This is a genomic window from Hymenobacter arcticus (genome assembly GCF_054779975.1).
In genome coordinates, this window is record NZ_BAAGXF010000005.1 from 340,572 (window position 1) to 357,449 (window position 16,878).

18 protein-coding genes and 1 tRNA gene are annotated in these 16,878 nt (G+C 58.6%); 16 read left to right on the plus strand and 3 right to left on the minus strand.

Features of this window, described 5'->3' with window-relative positions; genetic code table 11:
* Window positions 1-52 precede the first annotated feature (52 nt).
* The 4 genes from ACYVGC_RS11815 (at window position 53) to aqpZ (ending at window position 3,302) form a co-directional block, all read left to right on the plus strand.
* Window positions 53-1,000 (plus strand): GNAT family N-acetyltransferase, encoded by a 948-nt coding sequence (locus ACYVGC_RS11815; RefSeq protein ID WP_460584029.1) that lies wholly within the window; start codon window positions 53-55, stop codon window positions 998-1,000.
* Window positions 985-1,689, plus strand: a complete 705-nt coding sequence (gene upp, locus ACYVGC_RS11820; RefSeq protein WP_460584030.1) for a uracil phosphoribosyltransferase — start codon at window positions 985-987, stop codon at window positions 1,687-1,689. Before ACYVGC_RS11815 ends, upp begins: the two co-directional genes overlap by 16 nt.
* A 172-nt stretch (window positions 1,690-1,861) precedes the next feature.
* Window positions 1,862-2,293, plus strand: coding sequence for a hypothetical protein (locus ACYVGC_RS11825; RefSeq protein WP_460584031.1), 432 nt, complete (start codon window positions 1,862-1,864; stop codon window positions 2,291-2,293).
* A 157-nt stretch (window positions 2,294-2,450) separates the two neighbouring features.
* Window positions 2,451-3,302: an aquaporin Z gene (gene aqpZ / locus ACYVGC_RS11830; protein ID WP_460584032.1), complete on the plus strand. Its 852-nt coding sequence runs from the start codon at window positions 2,451-2,453 to the stop codon at window positions 3,300-3,302.
* A 188-nt stretch (window positions 3,303-3,490) separates the two neighbouring features.
* On the opposite strand, the gene ACYVGC_RS11835 is transcribed toward aqpZ, so the two are convergent.
* Entirely contained in the window at window positions 3,491-4,912 is a 1,422-nt protein-coding gene (locus ACYVGC_RS11835) for a DEAD/DEAH box helicase (protein WP_460584033.1), read from the minus strand.
* Window positions 4,913-5,049: 137 nt separating this feature from the next.
* Here ACYVGC_RS11835 and ACYVGC_RS11840 point away from each other — a divergent pair.
* The 4 genes from ACYVGC_RS11840 to ACYVGC_RS11855 all read left to right on the plus strand — a co-directional run bounded on the left by ACYVGC_RS11840 (window position 5,050) and on the right by ACYVGC_RS11855 (window position 7,286).
* A tRNA-His gene (locus ACYVGC_RS11840) sits at window positions 5,050-5,123 on the plus strand.
* A gap of 98 nt (window positions 5,124-5,221) precedes the next feature.
* Window positions 5,222-6,151: a carbohydrate kinase family protein gene (locus tag ACYVGC_RS11845; protein WP_460584034.1), complete on the plus strand. Its 930-nt coding sequence runs from the start codon at window positions 5,222-5,224 to the stop codon at window positions 6,149-6,151.
* A 170-nt stretch (window positions 6,152-6,321) separates the two neighbouring features.
* Window positions 6,322-6,924 (plus strand): TlpA family protein disulfide reductase, encoded by a 603-nt coding sequence (locus ACYVGC_RS11850; RefSeq protein ID WP_460584035.1) that lies wholly within the window; start codon window positions 6,322-6,324, stop codon window positions 6,922-6,924.
* Between the two features lie 113 nt (window positions 6,925-7,037).
* The gene (locus ACYVGC_RS11855) at window positions 7,038-7,286 is read left to right on the plus strand and encodes a hypothetical protein (protein ID WP_460584036.1); all 249 of its coding nucleotides are present in this window, start codon (window positions 7,038-7,040) and stop codon (window positions 7,284-7,286) included.
* A gap of 96 nt (window positions 7,287-7,382) precedes the next feature.
* Here ACYVGC_RS11855 and ACYVGC_RS11860 read toward each other — a convergent pair whose 3' ends face one another.
* A complete protein-coding gene (locus tag ACYVGC_RS11860) occupies window positions 7,383-9,119 on the minus strand; it encodes a M61 family metallopeptidase (RefSeq protein ID WP_460584037.1) in 1,737 nt (578 codons plus the stop codon).
* Between the two features lie 283 nt (window positions 9,120-9,402).
* Between ACYVGC_RS11860 and rpmH the strand changes: the two genes are divergently transcribed.
* From rpmH to ACYVGC_RS11880, 4 genes are all read left to right on the plus strand, one after another.
* Complete coding sequence (gene rpmH / locus ACYVGC_RS11865) at window positions 9,403-9,561, plus strand: 50S ribosomal protein L34 (protein ID WP_068337113.1); 159 nt, start codon at window positions 9,403-9,405, stop codon at window positions 9,559-9,561.
* A gap of 131 nt (window positions 9,562-9,692) precedes the next feature.
* Complete coding sequence (locus ACYVGC_RS11870; protein WP_460584038.1) at window positions 9,693-10,130, plus strand: ribonuclease P protein component; 438 nt, start codon at window positions 9,693-9,695, stop codon at window positions 10,128-10,130.
* Between the two features lie 106 nt (window positions 10,131-10,236).
* The gene (locus tag ACYVGC_RS11875) at window positions 10,237-11,934 is read left to right on the plus strand and encodes a S41 family peptidase (RefSeq protein ID WP_460584039.1); all 1,698 of its coding nucleotides are present in this window, start codon (window positions 10,237-10,239) and stop codon (window positions 11,932-11,934) included.
* A 55-nt stretch (window positions 11,935-11,989) separates the two neighbouring features.
* Window positions 11,990-12,610 (plus strand): hypothetical protein, encoded by a 621-nt coding sequence (locus ACYVGC_RS11880; protein WP_460584040.1) that lies wholly within the window; start codon window positions 11,990-11,992, stop codon window positions 12,608-12,610.
* An 8-nt stretch (window positions 12,611-12,618) separates the two neighbouring features.
* On the opposite strand, the gene rfaD is transcribed toward ACYVGC_RS11880, so the two are convergent.
* Window positions 12,619-13,587, minus strand: a complete 969-nt coding sequence (gene rfaD / locus ACYVGC_RS11885) for an ADP-glyceromanno-heptose 6-epimerase (protein ID WP_460584041.1) — start codon at window positions 13,585-13,587, stop codon at window positions 12,619-12,621.
* Window positions 13,588-13,920: 333 nt separating this feature from the next.
* Here rfaD and ACYVGC_RS11890 point away from each other — a divergent pair, with 333 nt between their 5' ends.
* The 4 genes from ACYVGC_RS11890 to ACYVGC_RS11905 all read left to right on the plus strand — a co-directional run bounded on the left by ACYVGC_RS11890 (window position 13,921) and on the right by ACYVGC_RS11905 (window position 16,866).
* Window positions 13,921-14,334 (plus strand): 6-pyruvoyl trahydropterin synthase family protein, encoded by a 414-nt coding sequence (locus tag ACYVGC_RS11890; protein WP_460584042.1) that lies wholly within the window; start codon window positions 13,921-13,923, stop codon window positions 14,332-14,334.
* 117 nt (window positions 14,335-14,451) lie between these two features.
* Window positions 14,452-15,576 (plus strand): lipid-A-disaccharide synthase, encoded by a 1,125-nt coding sequence (lpxB, locus tag ACYVGC_RS11895; RefSeq protein ID WP_460584043.1) that lies wholly within the window; start codon window positions 14,452-14,454, stop codon window positions 15,574-15,576.
* A gap of 85 nt (window positions 15,577-15,661) precedes the next feature.
* Entirely contained in the window at window positions 15,662-16,534 is an 873-nt protein-coding gene (gene fdhD, locus ACYVGC_RS11900; RefSeq protein ID WP_460584044.1) for a formate dehydrogenase accessory sulfurtransferase FdhD, read from the plus strand.
* Complete coding sequence (locus ACYVGC_RS11905) at window positions 16,531-16,866, plus strand: DUF7009 family protein (protein ID WP_460584045.1); 336 nt, start codon at window positions 16,531-16,533, stop codon at window positions 16,864-16,866. Before fdhD ends, ACYVGC_RS11905 begins: the two co-directional genes overlap by 4 nt.
* The last annotated feature ends 12 nt before the right edge of the window (window positions 16,867-16,878 follow it).

Here is a 16,878-nt window from a genome sequence, read left to right on the forward strand (position 1 = left end):
TTTCGGCCCCGACCTTTGGCCCCGGCCCACTGCCCGGGCTGCCCCGCCCGCCGTGCTCCAACTGCTCCGCTTTTCTGCCCTCGACCTTGCCCGCTGGGATGCCTGCGTGGCCGCCAGCCCCGGCGCGCCGCCCTACGCCCAGGCGTGGTGGCTGCGCGCTACTGCCGGCCGCTGGGCCGCCGTAGTAGAGCTTGGGCCGGCCGGCGAGTACCGCTCGCTGCTGCCGCTGCCCACCAAGTGGCGGCCCTGGGGCCGGGTGGCCTACCAGCCGCTCTTCACCCAGCAGCTGGGCCTGGTGCTCACGGTGGAAAGTGGGTTTGTAGAACTTGCAGACTATCTGCTAGTTGCAAGTAAGTTCGTGGCCCAGCTCTACCAGCAGCTGCCGCCCATGGCGCTGCCGCTGCCTCCGCTGCCGCCCGGTTTCGCGGCTGCCGCGCGCCTCACGTATCACCTCGACCTGGGCCTTACCGCCGCCGCCCTGCGCCACGCTTATGCAGCCGACTACCGCCGCCGATTGCGCCGTAATGCAGAACTAGCTGTGCCACTGGTGGTTAGCGAAAGCGAGAGCTTGGACGAGTTTATTCAGCTTTTTCTCACGTACCGGGGTCCCGAGCACACGGGCCTGCGCCCGCGCCACTACGCGCCGCTGCGCCGCCTCTACGCCGCCGCGCTCACCCAGGGCGTGGCCGAGCTGCGTGAGGTGCGCGACCCGGCTACCGGCGCGCTGCTGGCGGGCGCGCTGCTTATTCGCCACGCGGGCGGAGTGGTGTACCTGTTTGCGGCGGCCACGCCGGCGGGGCGGGCGGCGGGCGCGCCGCTGCTGCTGGTCGATGATGCGCTGGCCCGGCACGCCGGGCAGCCGGGCCGGGTGTTCGACTTTGAGGGGAGCAGCCGGCCGGCCATTGGGCGTTTCTTCGCGAACTTCGGCGCCCGGCCCGTCGCCTACCCCACGCTGACCTTCACTCGAACAACCTGGTTACCACTATGGATGCGCCCCTGACTACCCCCGATTCTGCCGCGCCCGCCGCCGCCGCTACGTCCCCCGAGCGGCTGCACGTCATTTGTGCCGTGCCCAGCATTGCCAATCATTTTCTGGCCGAGCTACGCGATGTTGATATTCAAAAAGACAGCCTGCGCTTTCGGCGCAACTTGCAGCGGCTGGGCGAAATAATTGCCTGCCGCATCAGCAGTCACCTCAGCTACACGCCGCAGTCGGTGCGCACGCCGCTGGGCGAGGCCGCCAGCCAGCTACTGCGCGATTTTCCGGTGCTGGCCACGGTGCTACGCGCCGGCCTGCCCTTCCACCAGGGCTTCCTCAATTACTTCGACCAAAGCCCCAGCGCCTTCGCGGCCGCCTACCGCATCGAGGGCACGGCCACGGTGCAGGTGCAGCTCGACTACCTCACCGCCCCGCGCCTCGACGAGCGTGTGCTCATTCTCGTGGACCCCATGCTGGCCACCGGCAAAAGCCTGGTGCAAACCTACCGCGCCATGCTGCGCTTCGGCACGCCGCGCCAGGTGCACATTGCCGCCGTTATCGCCTCGCCTGAGGGCTTGGCCTACGTGATGCGCGAAATTCCGGAGGCCACGCTGTGGGTAGCCGCCGTCGATGAGAAGCTCAACGAGCAGGCCTACATCATTCCCGGCCTCGGCGACGCCGGCGATTTGGCTTTCGGCAGCAAAATCTAGCCTGCGCCGAGTGGTCAGGCAGGAGCCTTTGTATCGGTTGCCGCACCGGCAGCGTTAAGAGAATAAGGAACCAGCTTGGCCGAAACCGGGTATGTTTGCCAGACTGCCCGCCGCATTTTTAATGGTTGGGCTATCGAATTTCACTTTCCCCGTGCTGGTGTTACACTTTGCCATGAAACTTGCTACCGTCTTTCTGCTCAGCACCGTTAAGTTCCTGGGCGGCCCGCTGGCGGGGAGCAGCATGGGCCTGGGTTTTTGGCCTACCATGGGCCTCACCGTGGCCGGCATGATGACGAGCGTGTTCATCATTTCGGGCGTAGGCCGGGTGTGGGTGCGCCACCGGCAGCAGCAGCGCCGCCTGCGCCGCGAACCGGTGTTTTCCAAGCGCTCGCGCAACATCATCAAGGTGTTTAAGCGGTTTGGGATGGGTGGTATTGCGTTTCTTACGCCGGTGCTGCTCTCGCCCATTGGCGGCACCGTCATTGCCACGCTGCTGGGCGTGCCACGCCAGCGCATTATGCTGCACATGCTCTGGAGCGCCGTGCTCTGGGGCGGCGTGCTCACGCTGGCCAGCGCCCGTATTGGGCACATGCTGCATCATTAAGTTCAGCCATTGCCTGCGTAAAGGCATGAGTTGAACCCGAAGAACAAGGCCAGAAGTAGTCAGGGAACGAGGCGTTGCGTATAAGCGCAGCGCCTCGTTTTTGCTGGAAAGAAATGCGGGGTGTAAAATCCTCACAATCATTTCTTTTCCCGCCCTCATGAGCACTACTTCTTCTCCTATTCTAATTTACCCGGTGGTGGAGCCGGCCCCGGTGCAGGCCGCCGTGGCGCGCCGCCTGGCTGTCGAGTTTATTGGTACGTTCTGGCTGGTGCTGGGCGGCTGCGGTAGTGCCGTGCTGGCCGCGGGTTTCCCCAAGGTAGGCATTGGTTTGCTGGGCGTGTCGCTAGCTTTTGGCCTCACGGTGCTCACTATGGCGTTTGCGTTCGGGCACATTTCGGGCGGGCACTTCAACCCCGCCGTGAGCCTGGGTTTGTGGCTGGGCGGGCGCTTTTCGGGCCGCAACCTGCTGCCCTACTGGGCGGCGCAAGTGCTGGGCGGCCTGGCCGGCGCGGGCGTGCTGCACATAATTGCCTCGGGCACAGCTACTTATAGCGAAGCCGTTAATGGCCTGGCAGCCAATGGCTATGGCGCAGCGTCGCCGGGCGGCTACTCGCTGCTGGCGTGCTTCGTCACCGAAGTACTGCTAACCATGATTTTCCTCTACATCATTATGGGTGCTACCGACGCACGAGCGGCCAAAGGCTTTGGCCCCCTGGCCATCGGCCTGGGCCTCACGCTCATTCACCTGCTCAGCATTCCGGTTACCAACACGTCGGTGAACCCAGCGCGCTCGCTGGGGCCGGCGCTCATTCTGGGCGGCGTGGCTTTGCAGCAGGTGTGGCTATTCTGGGTGGCTCCGCTGCTGGGCGCGGCCCTGGCGGGTGTCTCCTACCAATGGCTCACGGGCAGCGAGGGCACCGAGGCAGTGGCTGGCTCGGCGCAGGCTATTTCCCGCGCTACTACTACCATTGGTGAGGTGACGGCTAACAGCCCAGCTCCACCGTTGTAGGCAATTGAGCCGTTGCTAAGTTCTTAAAAAAGAACGTCCTGCTCATCTGGCGTCCGCTTGCCGAAGCATCTCTACCACGCCGTTAGGATTACTAACCCTATCGGCGTGGTAGAGATGCTTCGGCAAGCGGATGCCAGATGAGCAGGACGTTCTTTTTTGTGCTTCCTAATCTCAGGAATAACTGAGTGCTAGCTGCTGCGCCGACGCGGGCGGGCATTAATGGCCTTCATGGCCGGAGAAGAACCTCCTTTCTTACCGACGTTTTTCTTATTGCCCTTCTGGCTCTTTTTGTGGTGCTTGCCTTCTTCAAAGGCCTTGCCGGTGCGCTTGTCGATAGTCACACCGGGCTTAATCCACTCCTTTTTCTCGTGGAACGAGCCTTTAAAGTCGGGGTCTTCGCGGCGGCGCTGCTCATCGAGCACGCGGGCGTGAATCTGACCTTCTACAAAGGGCGTATTCGTGATTTCCACCTCGTCCGGGATGGGCAGCAGCTCAATATCCTGCCGAATCATGTCCTGAATGCGCTCAATGTGCTGGCGCTCGGCAGGATTGGCAAACGTGATGGCCGCGCCCGTGTGCCGCGCCCGGCCCGTGCGGCCAATGCGGTGCACGTAGTCGTCGTACACCAGCGGCACGTCGAAGTTGATAACGTGGCTTACCTGCGGCACATCAATGCCGCGCGAGGCCACGTCGGTAGCCACCAGGTAGCGCACACCGCCCTCCTTAAAGGCGTCCATGCTATTGAGGCGGGCGTTCTGGCCCTTGTTGCCATGTATCACGCGCACCTCGCCCACAGGCGCCTTGCGCTGGAGGAAGCGCGCCACCTCGTCGGCGTTTTCCTTGGTACGGGTGAATAGCATCACGCGCGTCATCTGCTCGGCGTCGCGGTGTAGCAGATGCTCCAGTAGGTTGATTTTGGTGGCCAGGTTGGGCACTTCGTACAAACTCTGGGTCACCGTTTGGGCCGGTTGGGCCGGCGGCGTCACCTCCACGCGCACCGGGAACTCCAGAAACTCCTCGCTCAATATGGTTACCCGCTCGGGCATGGTGGCCGAAAAAAGCACGTTCTGGCGCTTGCGCGGAATAATCTCCAGCACCCGCCGAATCTGGGGCATAAAGCCCATGTCCATCATTTTATCGGCCTCGTCGAGCACCAGCGTCTGAATATTTTTCAACACTAGGTCGCCCTTCAGGTAAATCTCCATCAGCCGGCCCGGCGTGGCAATGAGAATATCGAGCCCGGCCTGAATGGTTTCAATTTGCGTTTTCGGTCCCAGCCCACCATAAATGGCATAAATGCGCAAGTCGGTGTAGGTAGCCAGCGCTTTGAGGTGCTTTTCGAGCTGAATGGCCAGCTCGCGGGTGGGGGCCAGAATGAGCGCGCGCGGGTGCTCGCCCTGCGCATATTTTACCTTCATGAGCAGCGGCAGGCCGAAGGCGGCGGTTTTGCCGGTGCCGGTTTGGGCAATGCCCAGCACGTCGTGCCCGGCCAGCAGCAGCGGAATGGTCTGCACCTGCACCGGTGTGGGCTCGGTGAAGCCAGCCTCGGCTACGGCGGTGAGTAGTTGCTTGTTAAGTTTAAAGTCGGCGAAGGCGGCAAAGGTATCCATTCTGCAAAGGTCGGGCTATTTTGCTGCGCGGGCCTCGTTTCGTCAGTCGTGGTGGGTATGAAGGCCAATGATTTTTCGTCAAAAACCTTGCAGAAAACATTCCTTCGCGTATCTTTGCACCCACAAAACACCACACGGTAGATATAGCTCAGCCGGTTAGAGCGTCGGATTGTGATTCCGAAGGTCGTGGGTTCGAGCCCCATTATTTACCCGCAGCAAAGTCCCCGGATGCAAATCCGGGGACTTTTTTTGTTAATTGCACAGTTGCGTACCCAATCGCCTATTTTTTACCAACCCTAATTTTCCGCAATGAGTCTGCTCGTTATCGGCTCCGTGGCCTTCGACGCCCTGGAAACCCCCTTCGGCAAAACCGACAAAATCATTGGTGGCGCGGCCACCTACATCAGCCTGTCGGCCTCGTATTCGACCAAACCGGTGAACCTAGTGGCCGTGGTGGGTGGCGACTTCCCGCAGTCTGACATCCAGACGCTGGAAAACCACGGCGTGAACACCGAAGGCCTGCAAATAAAGCCGGACGAAAAGTCGTTTTTCTGGTCGGGCCGGTACAACAAGGACCTCAATTCGCGCGAAACTATCACCACCGAGCTCAACGTGCTCGGCTCGTTCGACCCGCTTATCCCGGACGTGTACCAGGATTGCAAGTACTTAATGCTGGGTAACTTAGCTCCGCAAGTACAGCGCCTCGTAGTAGAGCGCCTCGTGAACCGCCCCAAGCTCATTGTGCTCGACACCATGAACTTCTGGATGGATGTAGCCCCCGACGAGCTGCTGGCCACCATCGAAATGGTGGACGTGCTCAGCATCAACGACGAGGAAGCCCGCCAGCTTTCCGGCGAGTACTCGCTGGTGAAAGCGGCCCGCAAAATCCTGGCCTTGGGGCCAAAGTTCCTCATTATCAAGAAGGGTGAGCACGGCGCGCTGCTGTTTCACAAGAATAAAACGTTCTTCGCCCCGGCCCTGCCGCTGGAAGAAGTATTTGACCCCACCGGCGCGGGCGACACGTTTGCGGGCGGCTTCATCGGCCACATTGCGGCCACCGACGACTGCTCGTTCGAAAACCTCAAGCGCGCCGTTATCCACGGCTCGGCCATGGCCTCGTTCTGCGTCGAAAAATTCGGTACCGAGCGCCTGCTCAACCTGACGCAGGAAGAAATAGAAGCCCGCGAAGCCCAGTTTGAAGAGCTCGTGCGCGTGCAGCCAGCCATAGTAAACGCTTAGAAAACAAGTATTTATAAAAACGTCATGCGGAGCTTGCCGAAGCATCTCGCTTGCGCCAATTGGATTAGTAGTCCTAACGGTACGAGCGAGATGCTTCGGCAAGCTCCGCATGACGTTCTTCTTTGCGCCTACTCGCGTCTTTACGCTTACTCACGCTTTATTCCATCATCATGTTAAACTGGCTGCGCAATAACCGGGGCGAACTCGTTTCCTTCGCCGCCTTTGCAGTGGTGATGACGACCGACCTGCGCCTGCCCGTGCTAAGCACCGTGCAACGCGGCCTACTAGCCACTGGCTTGTGGCGCGCTACGCCGCCCGCTCTCCCAACGGTGTTGCCCGTGCGCTTCGCTAACCTGCGCGCCGACTACTTGTACCCGCTGCCGCTCTACACGCTCGACGGCCACCCTGCCAACCTACGCCAATTTAAGGGTAAGGTGGTGCTCGTGAATATGTGGGCCAGTTGGTGCCCACCGTGCTTGGCCGAGATGCCGGGCTTACAAGCGCTTTACCAAAAAACGGACACGTCCAAAGTGGCATTTGTGCTCATCTCGCTTGATGAAAACCCGCAGAAAGCGCGGACTTTGCTGAAGAAAAGGGGCTACACGCTGCCAGTATTTTTTCCGGCTGCGCCGCTGCCTGCGCCCTTCGACTCGCCTTCTATTCCGGCCACCGTCATTCTCACGCCCACCGGGCGGGTAGCCGACCACCATAGCGGCATGGCTGACTACGACACCGAGGCCTTCCGGCAGGCCCTAGAGCGGCTGGCTAACTGAGCTAGTTGGTAACATTCGGGTATTTACCAAATGATGCCCGAAAAACAGCAACCCCAGCGCGGATACACAGGTAAAAGGATAGGTAGAGTAGTCCCACCTTATTCCGAATAGCCATGTCACTCGCGAAGAAAGAAACCGACCTCACGAACGATAAAACGTCCGTTAATCCCGCTGCCAATACCAAGCGGAAAAGCACGCAGGTGCAAAGCCCGAACACAACCGATGTATCGGCCCACGGCAACACTACCGATGGCAATAGCGCCGGCCATGGCGTTGATAATATCCGCAATAACCCGCAAGGCAATAAGCCTATGTCAGTGAACAGCGGTAAGGTTGGCAAAGGCGGCGACGCCAAACACTAGGTACAGAACGATTCATTAAAAAAGCCCGGCTAAGTAATTAGCTGGGCTTTTTTGTATTAAAGTAAATCTTGAAAATAACGCCAGCAAAATCTGCGGTTAGAAATCCCACCCAAGCCATTTTTGGAAGCCGGCGCGCTGGGTATCATCAGCCTCCGCCATTTTTTCGATAGCGTAGTGCTGGCCGAACGTCACGCCCGGCTGGGCCACCAACTCTACCAGCAGCAGCCGGTTCTGGCGAAACACGGCTACCTCGTAGTGCGGGGCTTCCGTGCTGAGCAGGCTTTGGAGGTTCATATCCACGCGGCGGCCGTTGACGGCCACAATCTCGTCGTCCACGGTGAGCGCAGCCGCGGCCGGCGAGCCGGGCCAGATGTAGGTTACCTCCGTGCGCTCGTTTTTCACTACCGTGCGAAAGCCAAATGTGCCTTCCGAGGCCGAGGCATTCTCAGCTACCAGCAGCTGGCAGCCCACCGTGTGCAGCGCCCGGTCAAGGGGCTCCTGCAAGGGCGCGGTGCCGTTGATGAATTTGTCGAAATACACCTGCATTTTGCGACCAGCTACCTCGCTCACAATGCGCGCGTAATCCTCCTCGGTATAGCCAATGCCCGTTTTACCAAAGTCATCGTAGAGGCGACGCATCACATCGTCGAGGCTGCGGGCGTGGCCGTGCAGCTGCCGGATGGTGAGGTCGAGCAATAGCGCCGTCAGTGCGCCCTTGTGGTACACGCTCACCTTGCGGTCGGGTACGCCGGGCTTGTAGCCATCGAGCCAGAGGTCCATGCTGGCATCGGCCAGGCTCAGGTTTTGGCCGCCAGCGTCATCGTAATGCTTGCGCAGCACCGTATTCAACTCCTCAAAATACTGCGCTGGGGTGCGCACGCGGCTGCGCGCCAGCAGGTACTCGCCGTAGTAAGTGGTGATGCCCTCGGCGATGTAGCAGGTGCGGAAATAATTTTCACGGGCGTAGTCGTAGGGCTGCATCTCGGCCGGCCGAATGGCCTTGATGTTCCAGGTATGGAACAGCTCATGGCAGCTCACGCCCAACAGCTCTTTATAAAGCGCTTCGTGCATGAGCAGCTCGGCGGGGCCCAGTACAATCACGGTCGAGTTGTGGTGCTCCACGCCGTGGTAATGCTTATAGGGCAAAAACTGGTTAAGGAAGTGATAGTCAGCCACCGGGAAGCCACCGAAAAGCTTGATTTGCTCCTCCGAAAAGGCCTTGAAATCGGCCAGCAGCCGGGGCCAGTCCAGCCGCGCATCCTCGCCCTGGGCCCACATGTGGAAGGGCAGCCCGCCCACTTCGTACTGCTGGTGCTGAATGGTGGGGCTGGCAATGAGCGGTGCATCGGCCAGCTGGTCGAAGTTACTGGCTTGCAGGGTATTGGGTAGGTTTTGCGGCAGGCCGCAGGCCAGGCGCCAGTCGGCGGGCAGGTCCAGGGTGAGCTGGCAGGGCGCATCCTGCTGGCCTTCGGCATACATAAGGGCCTGCACGGGGTTGAGGTACAGCTGATTAGCGTCGAGCCACGAGCCGCCGGCGTCCATCTGGTGGGCGTAGAAATTGTAGCGCACCCGCACGCTACGGCCGGCCGCGCCGGGTACTTCCCAGCGGTCCTTGGTGGTTTTGCGGTAGGGGAGGGGCTCGTCCGTCTCAGCATCGCTCACTTCCACGCGCTGAATCTTTTGGGCAAAGTTTTGTAGCTCGTAGCGGCCTGGCCGCCAGGCGGGTAGCTGCAAGGCCAGTGGCTCGGTAGCTTCGGCGGGCACCTCCACCATCAGCTGGACCTGGAGGTAAAACGTGAGCGGGTTTTCGAACGAAATGTGGTAGTAAGTCATGGAGAAAACGGCGAAAGAGCCGCCGAATGTAGAGACGCATCTTTGCGTCTCCTCGTTGTTTAAGCCGTGCCGTTGGAGTAATTATCGGACAATTTATGTAGTTGCAGGATAGGCCAGCGGCGGCCAATATCGTTGACGACGAGACGCAAAGATGCGCCTCTACACCCTGTTCGGCCCCTGCTGTTGTCGCAGTAACCATCCCGATTGGCAAGGCTAATTCAACCCTTGCTATTGTAAAACTGAATTCGTACCTTTGCCGGCCCAACTCGCAATTTGACCGGACATGAAACGTACCTATCAACCCTCGCAGCGCAAGCGCCGCAACAAGCACGGTTTCCGCAACCGTATGGAAACCGCAAACGGCCGCAACGTACTGGCTCGTCGTCGTGCCAAAGGCCGCAAGCGCCTCACCGTATCGGACGAAGGCCGTCACAAGCGCTAGTACCTTAGGCTGTTAGCGCGTAGCTGATGGCTCTTGGCTAGCAGGTAGCCGCATTGTTGGGGTAAGTGATTTTCTGGTATTGCCAGAAGTCACTACCACCACAATGCGGCTTCGCTATTTCTAACAAACCCGTGGACAAGCTACCTGTTACCAGCGCCCCGCCCCCCGCGGCCCGCAAGTACACCTTCCCCAAGGCGGAACACCTGTGCAGCAAAAAGCGCATCGAGCAGCTTTTTAATCGGCGCAATCCTTCGGTGGGCGTATACCCCCTGCGCCTAACTTGGGTGGTTGCCCCGGCGCGCACCGCAGCCCCGCCCGAAGTACTCATTACGGTGCCCAAGCGCGCATTCAAGCGCGCCGTGGACCGCAACCGCCTCAAGCGCCTGGTGCGCGAAGCCTACCGCCTCAATAAACACCTACTCACGGAAGCCGAAAATGGCCACCCAGTGGCGCAATTGGGTATTCTCTACACCGGCAAAGAAAAAAGTGAACTACCGCTGGTAGAAAAAAAATTAATTTCCGGGTTGAATCGTTTGCTGGCAGAACCGGCGGTGCAACCCGCACCGTAGTTTCGGATATCCTCCTTGTGAAGAATGAAAAAAAGTAGGCTTTGCAGCGTCACCGGGCGCCTGTGGACTTTACTGCTGCCTTATTCTTCATTATCTTTCTGCAACGATGACAAACCGTACGAAACTACTCGCCACCCTGGGCCTCGGCGCGCTCGGCCTCGTCAGCTTCCGGGCCGCGTCCGACAGCGAGCGGTACTTTGAAATTGCCAAAAATCTCGATATTTTCGCCACCTTGTTCAAGGAGGTGAACACGTATTACGTAGACGATATTACGCCTGGCAAGCTGGTGAAAACGGGCATCGACGGCATGCTGAAATCGTTGGACCCCTACACCAACTACATCCCGGAGGACGATATTGAGGACTTTCGCACCCTCACCACCGGGCAGTACGGTGGCATTGGTGCGGTGGTAATCAAGCGCAACGGTAAAACGGTGGTGCAGAGCGCCTACGAAGGCTATCCCGCCCAAAAGGCGGGCCTGCTGCCCGGCGATGAAATCTTGACTATCAACAACATCAACGTTGATAAGAAGACCAACGCCGACATTAGCAAGCTGCTCAAGGGCCAAGCTAACTCGATAGCTAAGCTGATGGTGACGCGCTATGGCCAGGACAAGCCAGTACAAATCGACATTACCCGCGATAAAATTCAGGTAGACAACGTGCCGTACTACGGTATGCTAACCAGCGATATCGGTTACTTTCAACTGGGCGGCTTCACTATGGATGCGGGCCGTGAGGTGCGCAACGCCGTGCTGAAGCTCAAGGAAAAGGGCGCAAAAAAGCTGGTGTTCGACATTCGCGACAACCCCGGTGGCTTGCTGAATGAGGCGGTGAATATATCTAATCTATTCGTAGACAAGGGGTTAGATGTAGTGAGCACCAAGGGAAAGGTCACGGAGTGGAACAAGACCTACAAGGCCCTCGACGTACCACTCGATACCCAGATGCCGATTGCCATTATCACGAGCAACCGCTCGGCCTCGGCCTCGGAAATTGTGTCGGGCGTGTTGCAGGACTACGACCGCGCCGTGCTGGTGGGTGAGCGCACCTTTGGCAAGGGCCTCGTGCAAGCCACCCGGCCGCTGAGCTACAACTCGCAACTGAAGGTGACTACGGCCAAGTATTACATCCCCAGCGGCCGCTGCATCCAGGAAATCGACTATTCACACCGCGCCGATGATGGCGCGCTGAGCAAATTTCCGGATTCGTTACGCACGGCTTTCAAAACGCAGGCCGGCCGCGTGGTATACGACGGCGGCGGCGTGGCCCCCGACATCGATGTGCAGGACCGCGAAATCGCCGACATCACCCGCGTACTCATCCAGAAGAGCTACCTTTTCGACTACGCTACCCGCTACCGCTCCGAGCATGCCACCATTGCGCCCGCCCGCGACTTCAAGCTGACGGATGCGGACTACCAGAAGTTTGTGACCTACCTGCAAGGCAAGAACATGGCTTACAGCACCGACGCCGAACGCTCGCTCACCGACCTCACCAAAAAGGTAAAGGAAGAGAAGCACTACGACGACGTGAAGCTGGAGCTAGATGCCATCAAACGCAAAGTAGCCGCCAACAAAACCAACGACTTGCAGCGATTCAAACCCGAAATCCGGGAGCTGCTGGAAGAGGAAATTGCTTCGCGCTACTACTACGAGAAGGGTCGCACCGAAGCTGGCTTCAACGACGACCCCAATATCCAGGCAGCTATGGCGGTGCTTAACGACCCCAACCGATACGCCGCGTTGCTGAAGCCGGGCGGCCGGGCGGCGAGTGCTACCAAGTCGGCAGGCACGGCTAAGTAGGTTGTAATGAAAAAAGAAAAGCAGACCGTTTTGGTCTGCTTTTTTTATGTGCTATATGAAAAATAGAAAAAAGAATATTACAAAGCTTATTAATCAGGTTAGCATTCTGAAAGGTGCAACTGATTCGTACGATAGTTTATTAGAAATTCATAAATCTAAAAAGCTTCGGACAGAAATTTCTGATAAGTTAGAAAAAATTGAGAGCGAGCCAGCTAAAAGTAGAGCAACATTTATCCGCGAACAAACAGTTGATAATTTCGACCTAAATCGCGAAGAATGGGGTGTCCCTGATTTTGCTGAGGATTTAGTAAGATATGATGATTTCGAAAACGGCTTTCTCTGGAGATTCCGTGCGCACACAACCTCGTGGTCTGAAAATCAATATGCTGACCAATGGTTTTACACTTCGCTGGAGGCTAGAAGCGTCAGTCGATACGAGTTTTGGAACTGTGATGCAGGGCCTGATAAAATGGACTTCGCTTTCGAAGGCGATTATAAATCAATCCTACAGCAACTCTTGGCCGACCACGTTCACAAAGTGCTTATCAGTCCTGCATTTTCTACCGAGGAATTAGCAGAATATATAGCTGAATTTTCTGAGGAAGAAGAAGACTATGAATTAGAAGACGTAATAGAAGACTACATCAGCAAAAACCCAAACTACAAACCTTTTTAAGAATAAAGCTAATAATACGTGCCTGCTACCAAGTACTGCTGCACGTAATCCTGAATACCCTGCTCCAGCGACGCAAACGGCAACTCGTAGCCGGCGCTGCGCAGCTTGCGCATATCGGCTTCGGTGAAGTATTGGTAGGTGTCGCGGATATCCTCGGGCGTGTCGCGGAACTGGATATCGGCCGGCTGGCCTAGTGCTGCGAACGTATTGAGCGCCAAGTCCATAAACGTGCGGGCCTGGCCGGTGCCGAGGTTATAGATGCCGGAATGCGTGCGGTGGTTGAGGAAGAAGTAGCATACTTCGACTACGTCTTTTACGTAGATGAAATCGCGCATCTGGCCGCCGTCCACGTACTCGGGGTTGTGCGAGCGGAAGAGTTGCATGCTGCCGTTTTCGCGAATCTGGCGGAAGGCGTGCAGGATAACCGAGGCCATGCGGCCCTTGTGGTACTCGTTGGGGCCGTAGACGTTGAAAAACTTGAGGCCGGCCCAGAAATAGGGCTGCTCGGCTTGGTGCACAGCCCAGTTGTCGAAGTCGTTTTTGGAGTCGCCGTAGGGGTTGAGGGGCTTGAGTTGGGGCAGCAGGGCATCGTCCTGGTCGGAGTAGCCAAGGCGGCCGTCGCCGTAGGTGGCGCCGCTGCTAGCATACACCAGTGGCAGCTGGTAGCGCACGCAGGCCTGCCACATCTGCTTGCTGTAGTTGAGGTTAAGCAGGTCGAATATGGCGGGGTCTTGCTCGGTGGTATCGGTGCGGGCCCCGAGGTGGAAGATAAATTCTACCTGTTCGTGGTGGGCATCGAGCCACGGGAAGAACTCCTCACGGTCCACGTATTCGCGCAGCTTCTTGCCCTGGATATTGGGCAGCTTTTTCTCAATGGCGAAGTTATCGACCACCACAATGTCGTTGAAATTGGCGGCGTTGAGGCGGGAGACTAGGCAGCTGGCAATGAAGCCGGCGGCACCGGTTACGACTATCATATCGGGGAGAATTAGGCCCTAAAGGTACTAAGCTGGGCGGGGCCTGCCGCCGGCAACTGCCTCAGTAGTCAGGCATATTTTGCGCTTGGTAAGCCTTTGCCCACTTGGCTTGTTAGCTAACTGAACGGGCCAGCGGTGCCGGCCGCCGCACTTACCCGCCCAGCCCCTGGCCGCCCGCAAAAGCCCTGCCGAGGGTGCCGTTTTTCGTATATTTGTTGAAAAAAATTAGGAGCTGTTAGCTTTTGGCTGTCTACCTGTTCGCTTTATTGAGCTGACTAACCCGACGCTGAACGAACGCTAACAGCTAGCCGCCAAAAGCTAACAGTTAACTAAATGGTACACGTCAGCCGCCGCGAGCATTTCAATGCCGCCCACAAGCTCTACAACCCCGCCTGGAGCCCGGAGCGCAATGCGGAAGTATTTGGCCCCTGCTCCAACGAAAACTGGCACGGCCACAATTACGAGATGATAGTGACCGTGAAGGGCCAGCCCGACCCCGACACCGGCTTCGTGGTAGACCTCAAGGCACTTTCCGACCTGCTGCGCGTGCACATTACCGAGCAGGTAGACCACAAAAACCTCAACCTCGACGTGCCGTTTCTGAAAGGCCAGCTGGCCAGCACCGAAAACCTGGCCGTTGCTTTCTGGCAGATTATCGAGCGCGAGCTGCCCGCCATCACCCCGGCCCGGCTGCACTGCGTAAAAATCTACGAAACCCCCCGCAACGCCGTGGAGTACTTCGGCTAGTGTCGGCTGTCATGCTGAGGAACGAAGCATCTTATCACGGCGGCGTTTATCAGAAATTAGTAACCCCAGCAGCGCAGGCGTGAGAAGGTCCTTCGCAAGCTCAGGATGACATAAAAGGTGAAATATTATCTGATAGCCGGCGAGCGCTCCGGCGACACCCACGCGGCGCACTTGCTGCGCGAGCTGAACAGCCAAGACCCGGCCGCTGATTTTCGCTTCTGGGGCGGCGACCAGATGGCGGCCGAGGGTGGCCATTTGGTGCGCCATTACCGCGAGTTGGCCGTGATGGGCTTTTGGGAAACGGCTACCAGCCTGCTCAAATTTCGGGGATATCTAAAAGAATGTCAGGCTGATATCCTCGCGTATCGGCCCGATGTGCTGGTGTTGGTGGACTATGGCGGGTTCAACCTGCGCATGGCGGCCTGGGCTAAGGCGCAGGGCATCCGGGTGTTTTATTACATCTCGCCCAAAATATGGGCCTGGAACCAGGGCCGCGTCGAAAAAATTAAAGTGCTGGTTGACAAGATGTTCGTGATTCTGCCTTTCGAGGAAGAATTTTACCAGCGCTTCGACTATAAAGTGGATTACGTGGGCAACCCCACGGCCGATGAGGTGGCGGAATTTCAGCCTAATCCGGACTTTATGACGCAGCATAACCTCGACCCCAATCGCCAGATTATTGCGGTGCTGCCGGGCTCGCGCAAGCAGGAAATTGAGGAAATGCTGCACGAGATGCTAGCTGTGCTGCCGGCCTTCCAGGAGTACCAATTTGTGGTGGCTGGCGTGAGCAACCTCGACCGTAGCTACTACCAGCACTTTGAGCGCAATGGTATTAAGATAGTGGTGGACCAGGCGTTTGACCTGCTGAGCCGGGCTAGCGCGGCGCTCGTAACCAGCGGCACGGCCACGCTCGAAACGGCGCTGTTCAACGTGCCCCAGGTGGTGTGCTACCGCACCAGCGGCCTCACGTACATGATTGGCAAGGCCGTGATTAAGGTGCCGTACATCTCGCTGGTTAACCTCATTGTGGGCCACACGGTGGTGGAAGAGTACATCCAGGGCAACTTCACGGCCCGCAACCTGCTCGATGAGCTCAAGCGCCTGCTCACCGACGAAGCCTACATTGCCAAGCAGCGCGAAGGCTACGCCGAGCTACGCCAGAAGCTGGGCCAGCACAGCGCCGCCCGCCAGGCTGCCGGCCTCATGATTAAGTACTTGCGCGAAAAGTCTGTGGCGGCGTAAGCCCACCCGCAGTTGGCTGAACATCTGCGCGGGTTTGTTGATTAAGAAAGGCACCGGCCCGGCTAGTTACCGGGCCTTTATTTTTATGCGGCCCCTAGCTCCTTACATCCAACCCAGCGCCGAGCGCACCACCGTACAGCGCGTGACGGGCACCACCGTGGCCCGCGCCACCGACCTGCTGGCCGTGGAGGCCCCGTTGGAAATCAGCTTGGGCTACGGCCCGGCCCACCAGCGCCAAACGCACAGCCTGGCCGTAACCATGCGCACCCCCGGCCACGATGCCGAACTGGTGGCCGGCTTCCTGCTAAGCGAAGGTATTGTGCAGCAGAGTATTGATATTCAACATATTGAACATCAGGCCGACCCGCGCCGACCCGAGGAGAGGGGCAACGTAATCCGGGCCGAGCTGGCCCCCGGCGTGGTGCTGGAGCTCGACCGACTGGAGCGGCACTTCTATACTACGTCGAGTTGCGGGGTGTGCGGCAAAACCAGCATTGCGGCGGTGCGCGCTAGCTCGTGCCCCGCGCTACCGCCCACCGACAGCCCGCGGGTGCCGGCCGCGCTCATTCACCAGCTGCCCGCGCGGCAGCGGGCGGCCCAGGCGGTATTTGAGCAAACGGGCGGCCTGCACGCCACGGCCCTGTTTTCGGCCGAAGGCGAGCTGTTGCTGCTGCGCGAAGACGTGGGCCGCCACAACGCCTTCGATAAGGTGGTAGGGGCGGCGCTGCTGGCGGGGCAAGTACCACTAAATCAACAGATTATTCTGCTAAGCGGCCGGGCCAGCTTTGAGCTGGTGCAGAAGGCGGCCGTGGCGGGCGTGGCTATTTTGGCGGCCGTGGGGGCGCCGAGCAGCTTGGCCGTGGAAGCCGCCGAGGAATTTGGCCTTACGCTGCTGGGTTTCGTGCGCCAGGAGCGGTTTAATATTTATACGCACGCCCAGCGTATCACGGAGTTATGAAGCTTAGACTAGAAGAAAATTCGCTGCGCCTGCGGCTGTCTGAAACCGAGGTAGCGCAGTTTGCCAGTACTGGCCGGGTGGCTTACACCATCGTTTTTGGGCCCGCTGCTGGGCAAACACTGGAGTACGCACTGGAACAGCTGCCCGCCACTGACCCCGCGCCGGCCGTGCGCGTGCGCTACTCAGCCGGTGCCTTAGCCATTGAAGTGCCCGCCGCGCTAGCGAAGGGATGGACTTCGACCGAAAAAATTGGTTTTTCGGAGCGCGTACGGGTAGCGGCAAACCAAGAGTTGCGTATTATGGTTGAAAAGGACCTGGATTGTCGCAACTGAGCGGCCAGCCTG

Coding starts and splice junctions, on each gene's coding strand:
- ACYVGC_RS11860 (WP_460584037.1), bottom strand. CDS start 9,119: ATGACTTACTACCACATTTCGTTCGAAAACCCGCTCACGTTTTACCTC.
- ACYVGC_RS11880 (WP_460584040.1), top strand. CDS start 11,990: ATGAAAAATAGAAAAAAGAATATTACAAAGCTTATTAATCAGGTTAGC.
- aqpZ (WP_460584032.1), top strand. CDS start 2,451: ATGAGCACTACTTCTTCTCCTATTCTAATTTACCCGGTGGTGGAGCCG.
- rpmH (WP_068337113.1), top strand. CDS start 9,403: ATGAAACGTACCTATCAACCCTCGCAGCGCAAGCGCCGCAACAAGCAC.
- ACYVGC_RS11850 (WP_460584035.1), top strand. CDS start 6,322: ATGTTAAACTGGCTGCGCAATAACCGGGGCGAACTCGTTTCCTTCGCC.
- rfaD (WP_460584041.1), bottom strand. CDS start 13,587: ATGATAGTCGTAACCGGTGCCGCCGGCTTCATTGCCAGCTGCCTAGTC.
- ACYVGC_RS11835 (WP_460584033.1), bottom strand. CDS start 4,912: ATGGATACCTTTGCCGCCTTCGCCGACTTTAAACTTAACAAGCAACTA.
- fdhD (WP_460584044.1), top strand. CDS start 15,662: ATGCGGCCCCTAGCTCCTTACATCCAACCCAGCGCCGAGCGCACCACC.
- ACYVGC_RS11825 (WP_460584031.1), top strand. CDS start 1,862: ATGAAACTTGCTACCGTCTTTCTGCTCAGCACCGTTAAGTTCCTGGGC.
- ACYVGC_RS11855 (WP_460584036.1), top strand. CDS start 7,038: ATGTCACTCGCGAAGAAAGAAACCGACCTCACGAACGATAAAACGTCC.
- upp (WP_460584030.1), top strand. CDS start 985: ATGGATGCGCCCCTGACTACCCCCGATTCTGCCGCGCCCGCCGCCGCC.
- ACYVGC_RS11875 (WP_460584039.1), top strand. CDS start 10,237: ATGACAAACCGTACGAAACTACTCGCCACCCTGGGCCTCGGCGCGCTC.
- ACYVGC_RS11905 (WP_460584045.1), top strand. CDS start 16,531: ATGAAGCTTAGACTAGAAGAAAATTCGCTGCGCCTGCGGCTGTCTGAA.
- ACYVGC_RS11890 (WP_460584042.1), top strand. CDS start 13,921: ATGGTACACGTCAGCCGCCGCGAGCATTTCAATGCCGCCCACAAGCTC.
- ACYVGC_RS11845 (WP_460584034.1), top strand. CDS start 5,222: ATGAGTCTGCTCGTTATCGGCTCCGTGGCCTTCGACGCCCTGGAAACC.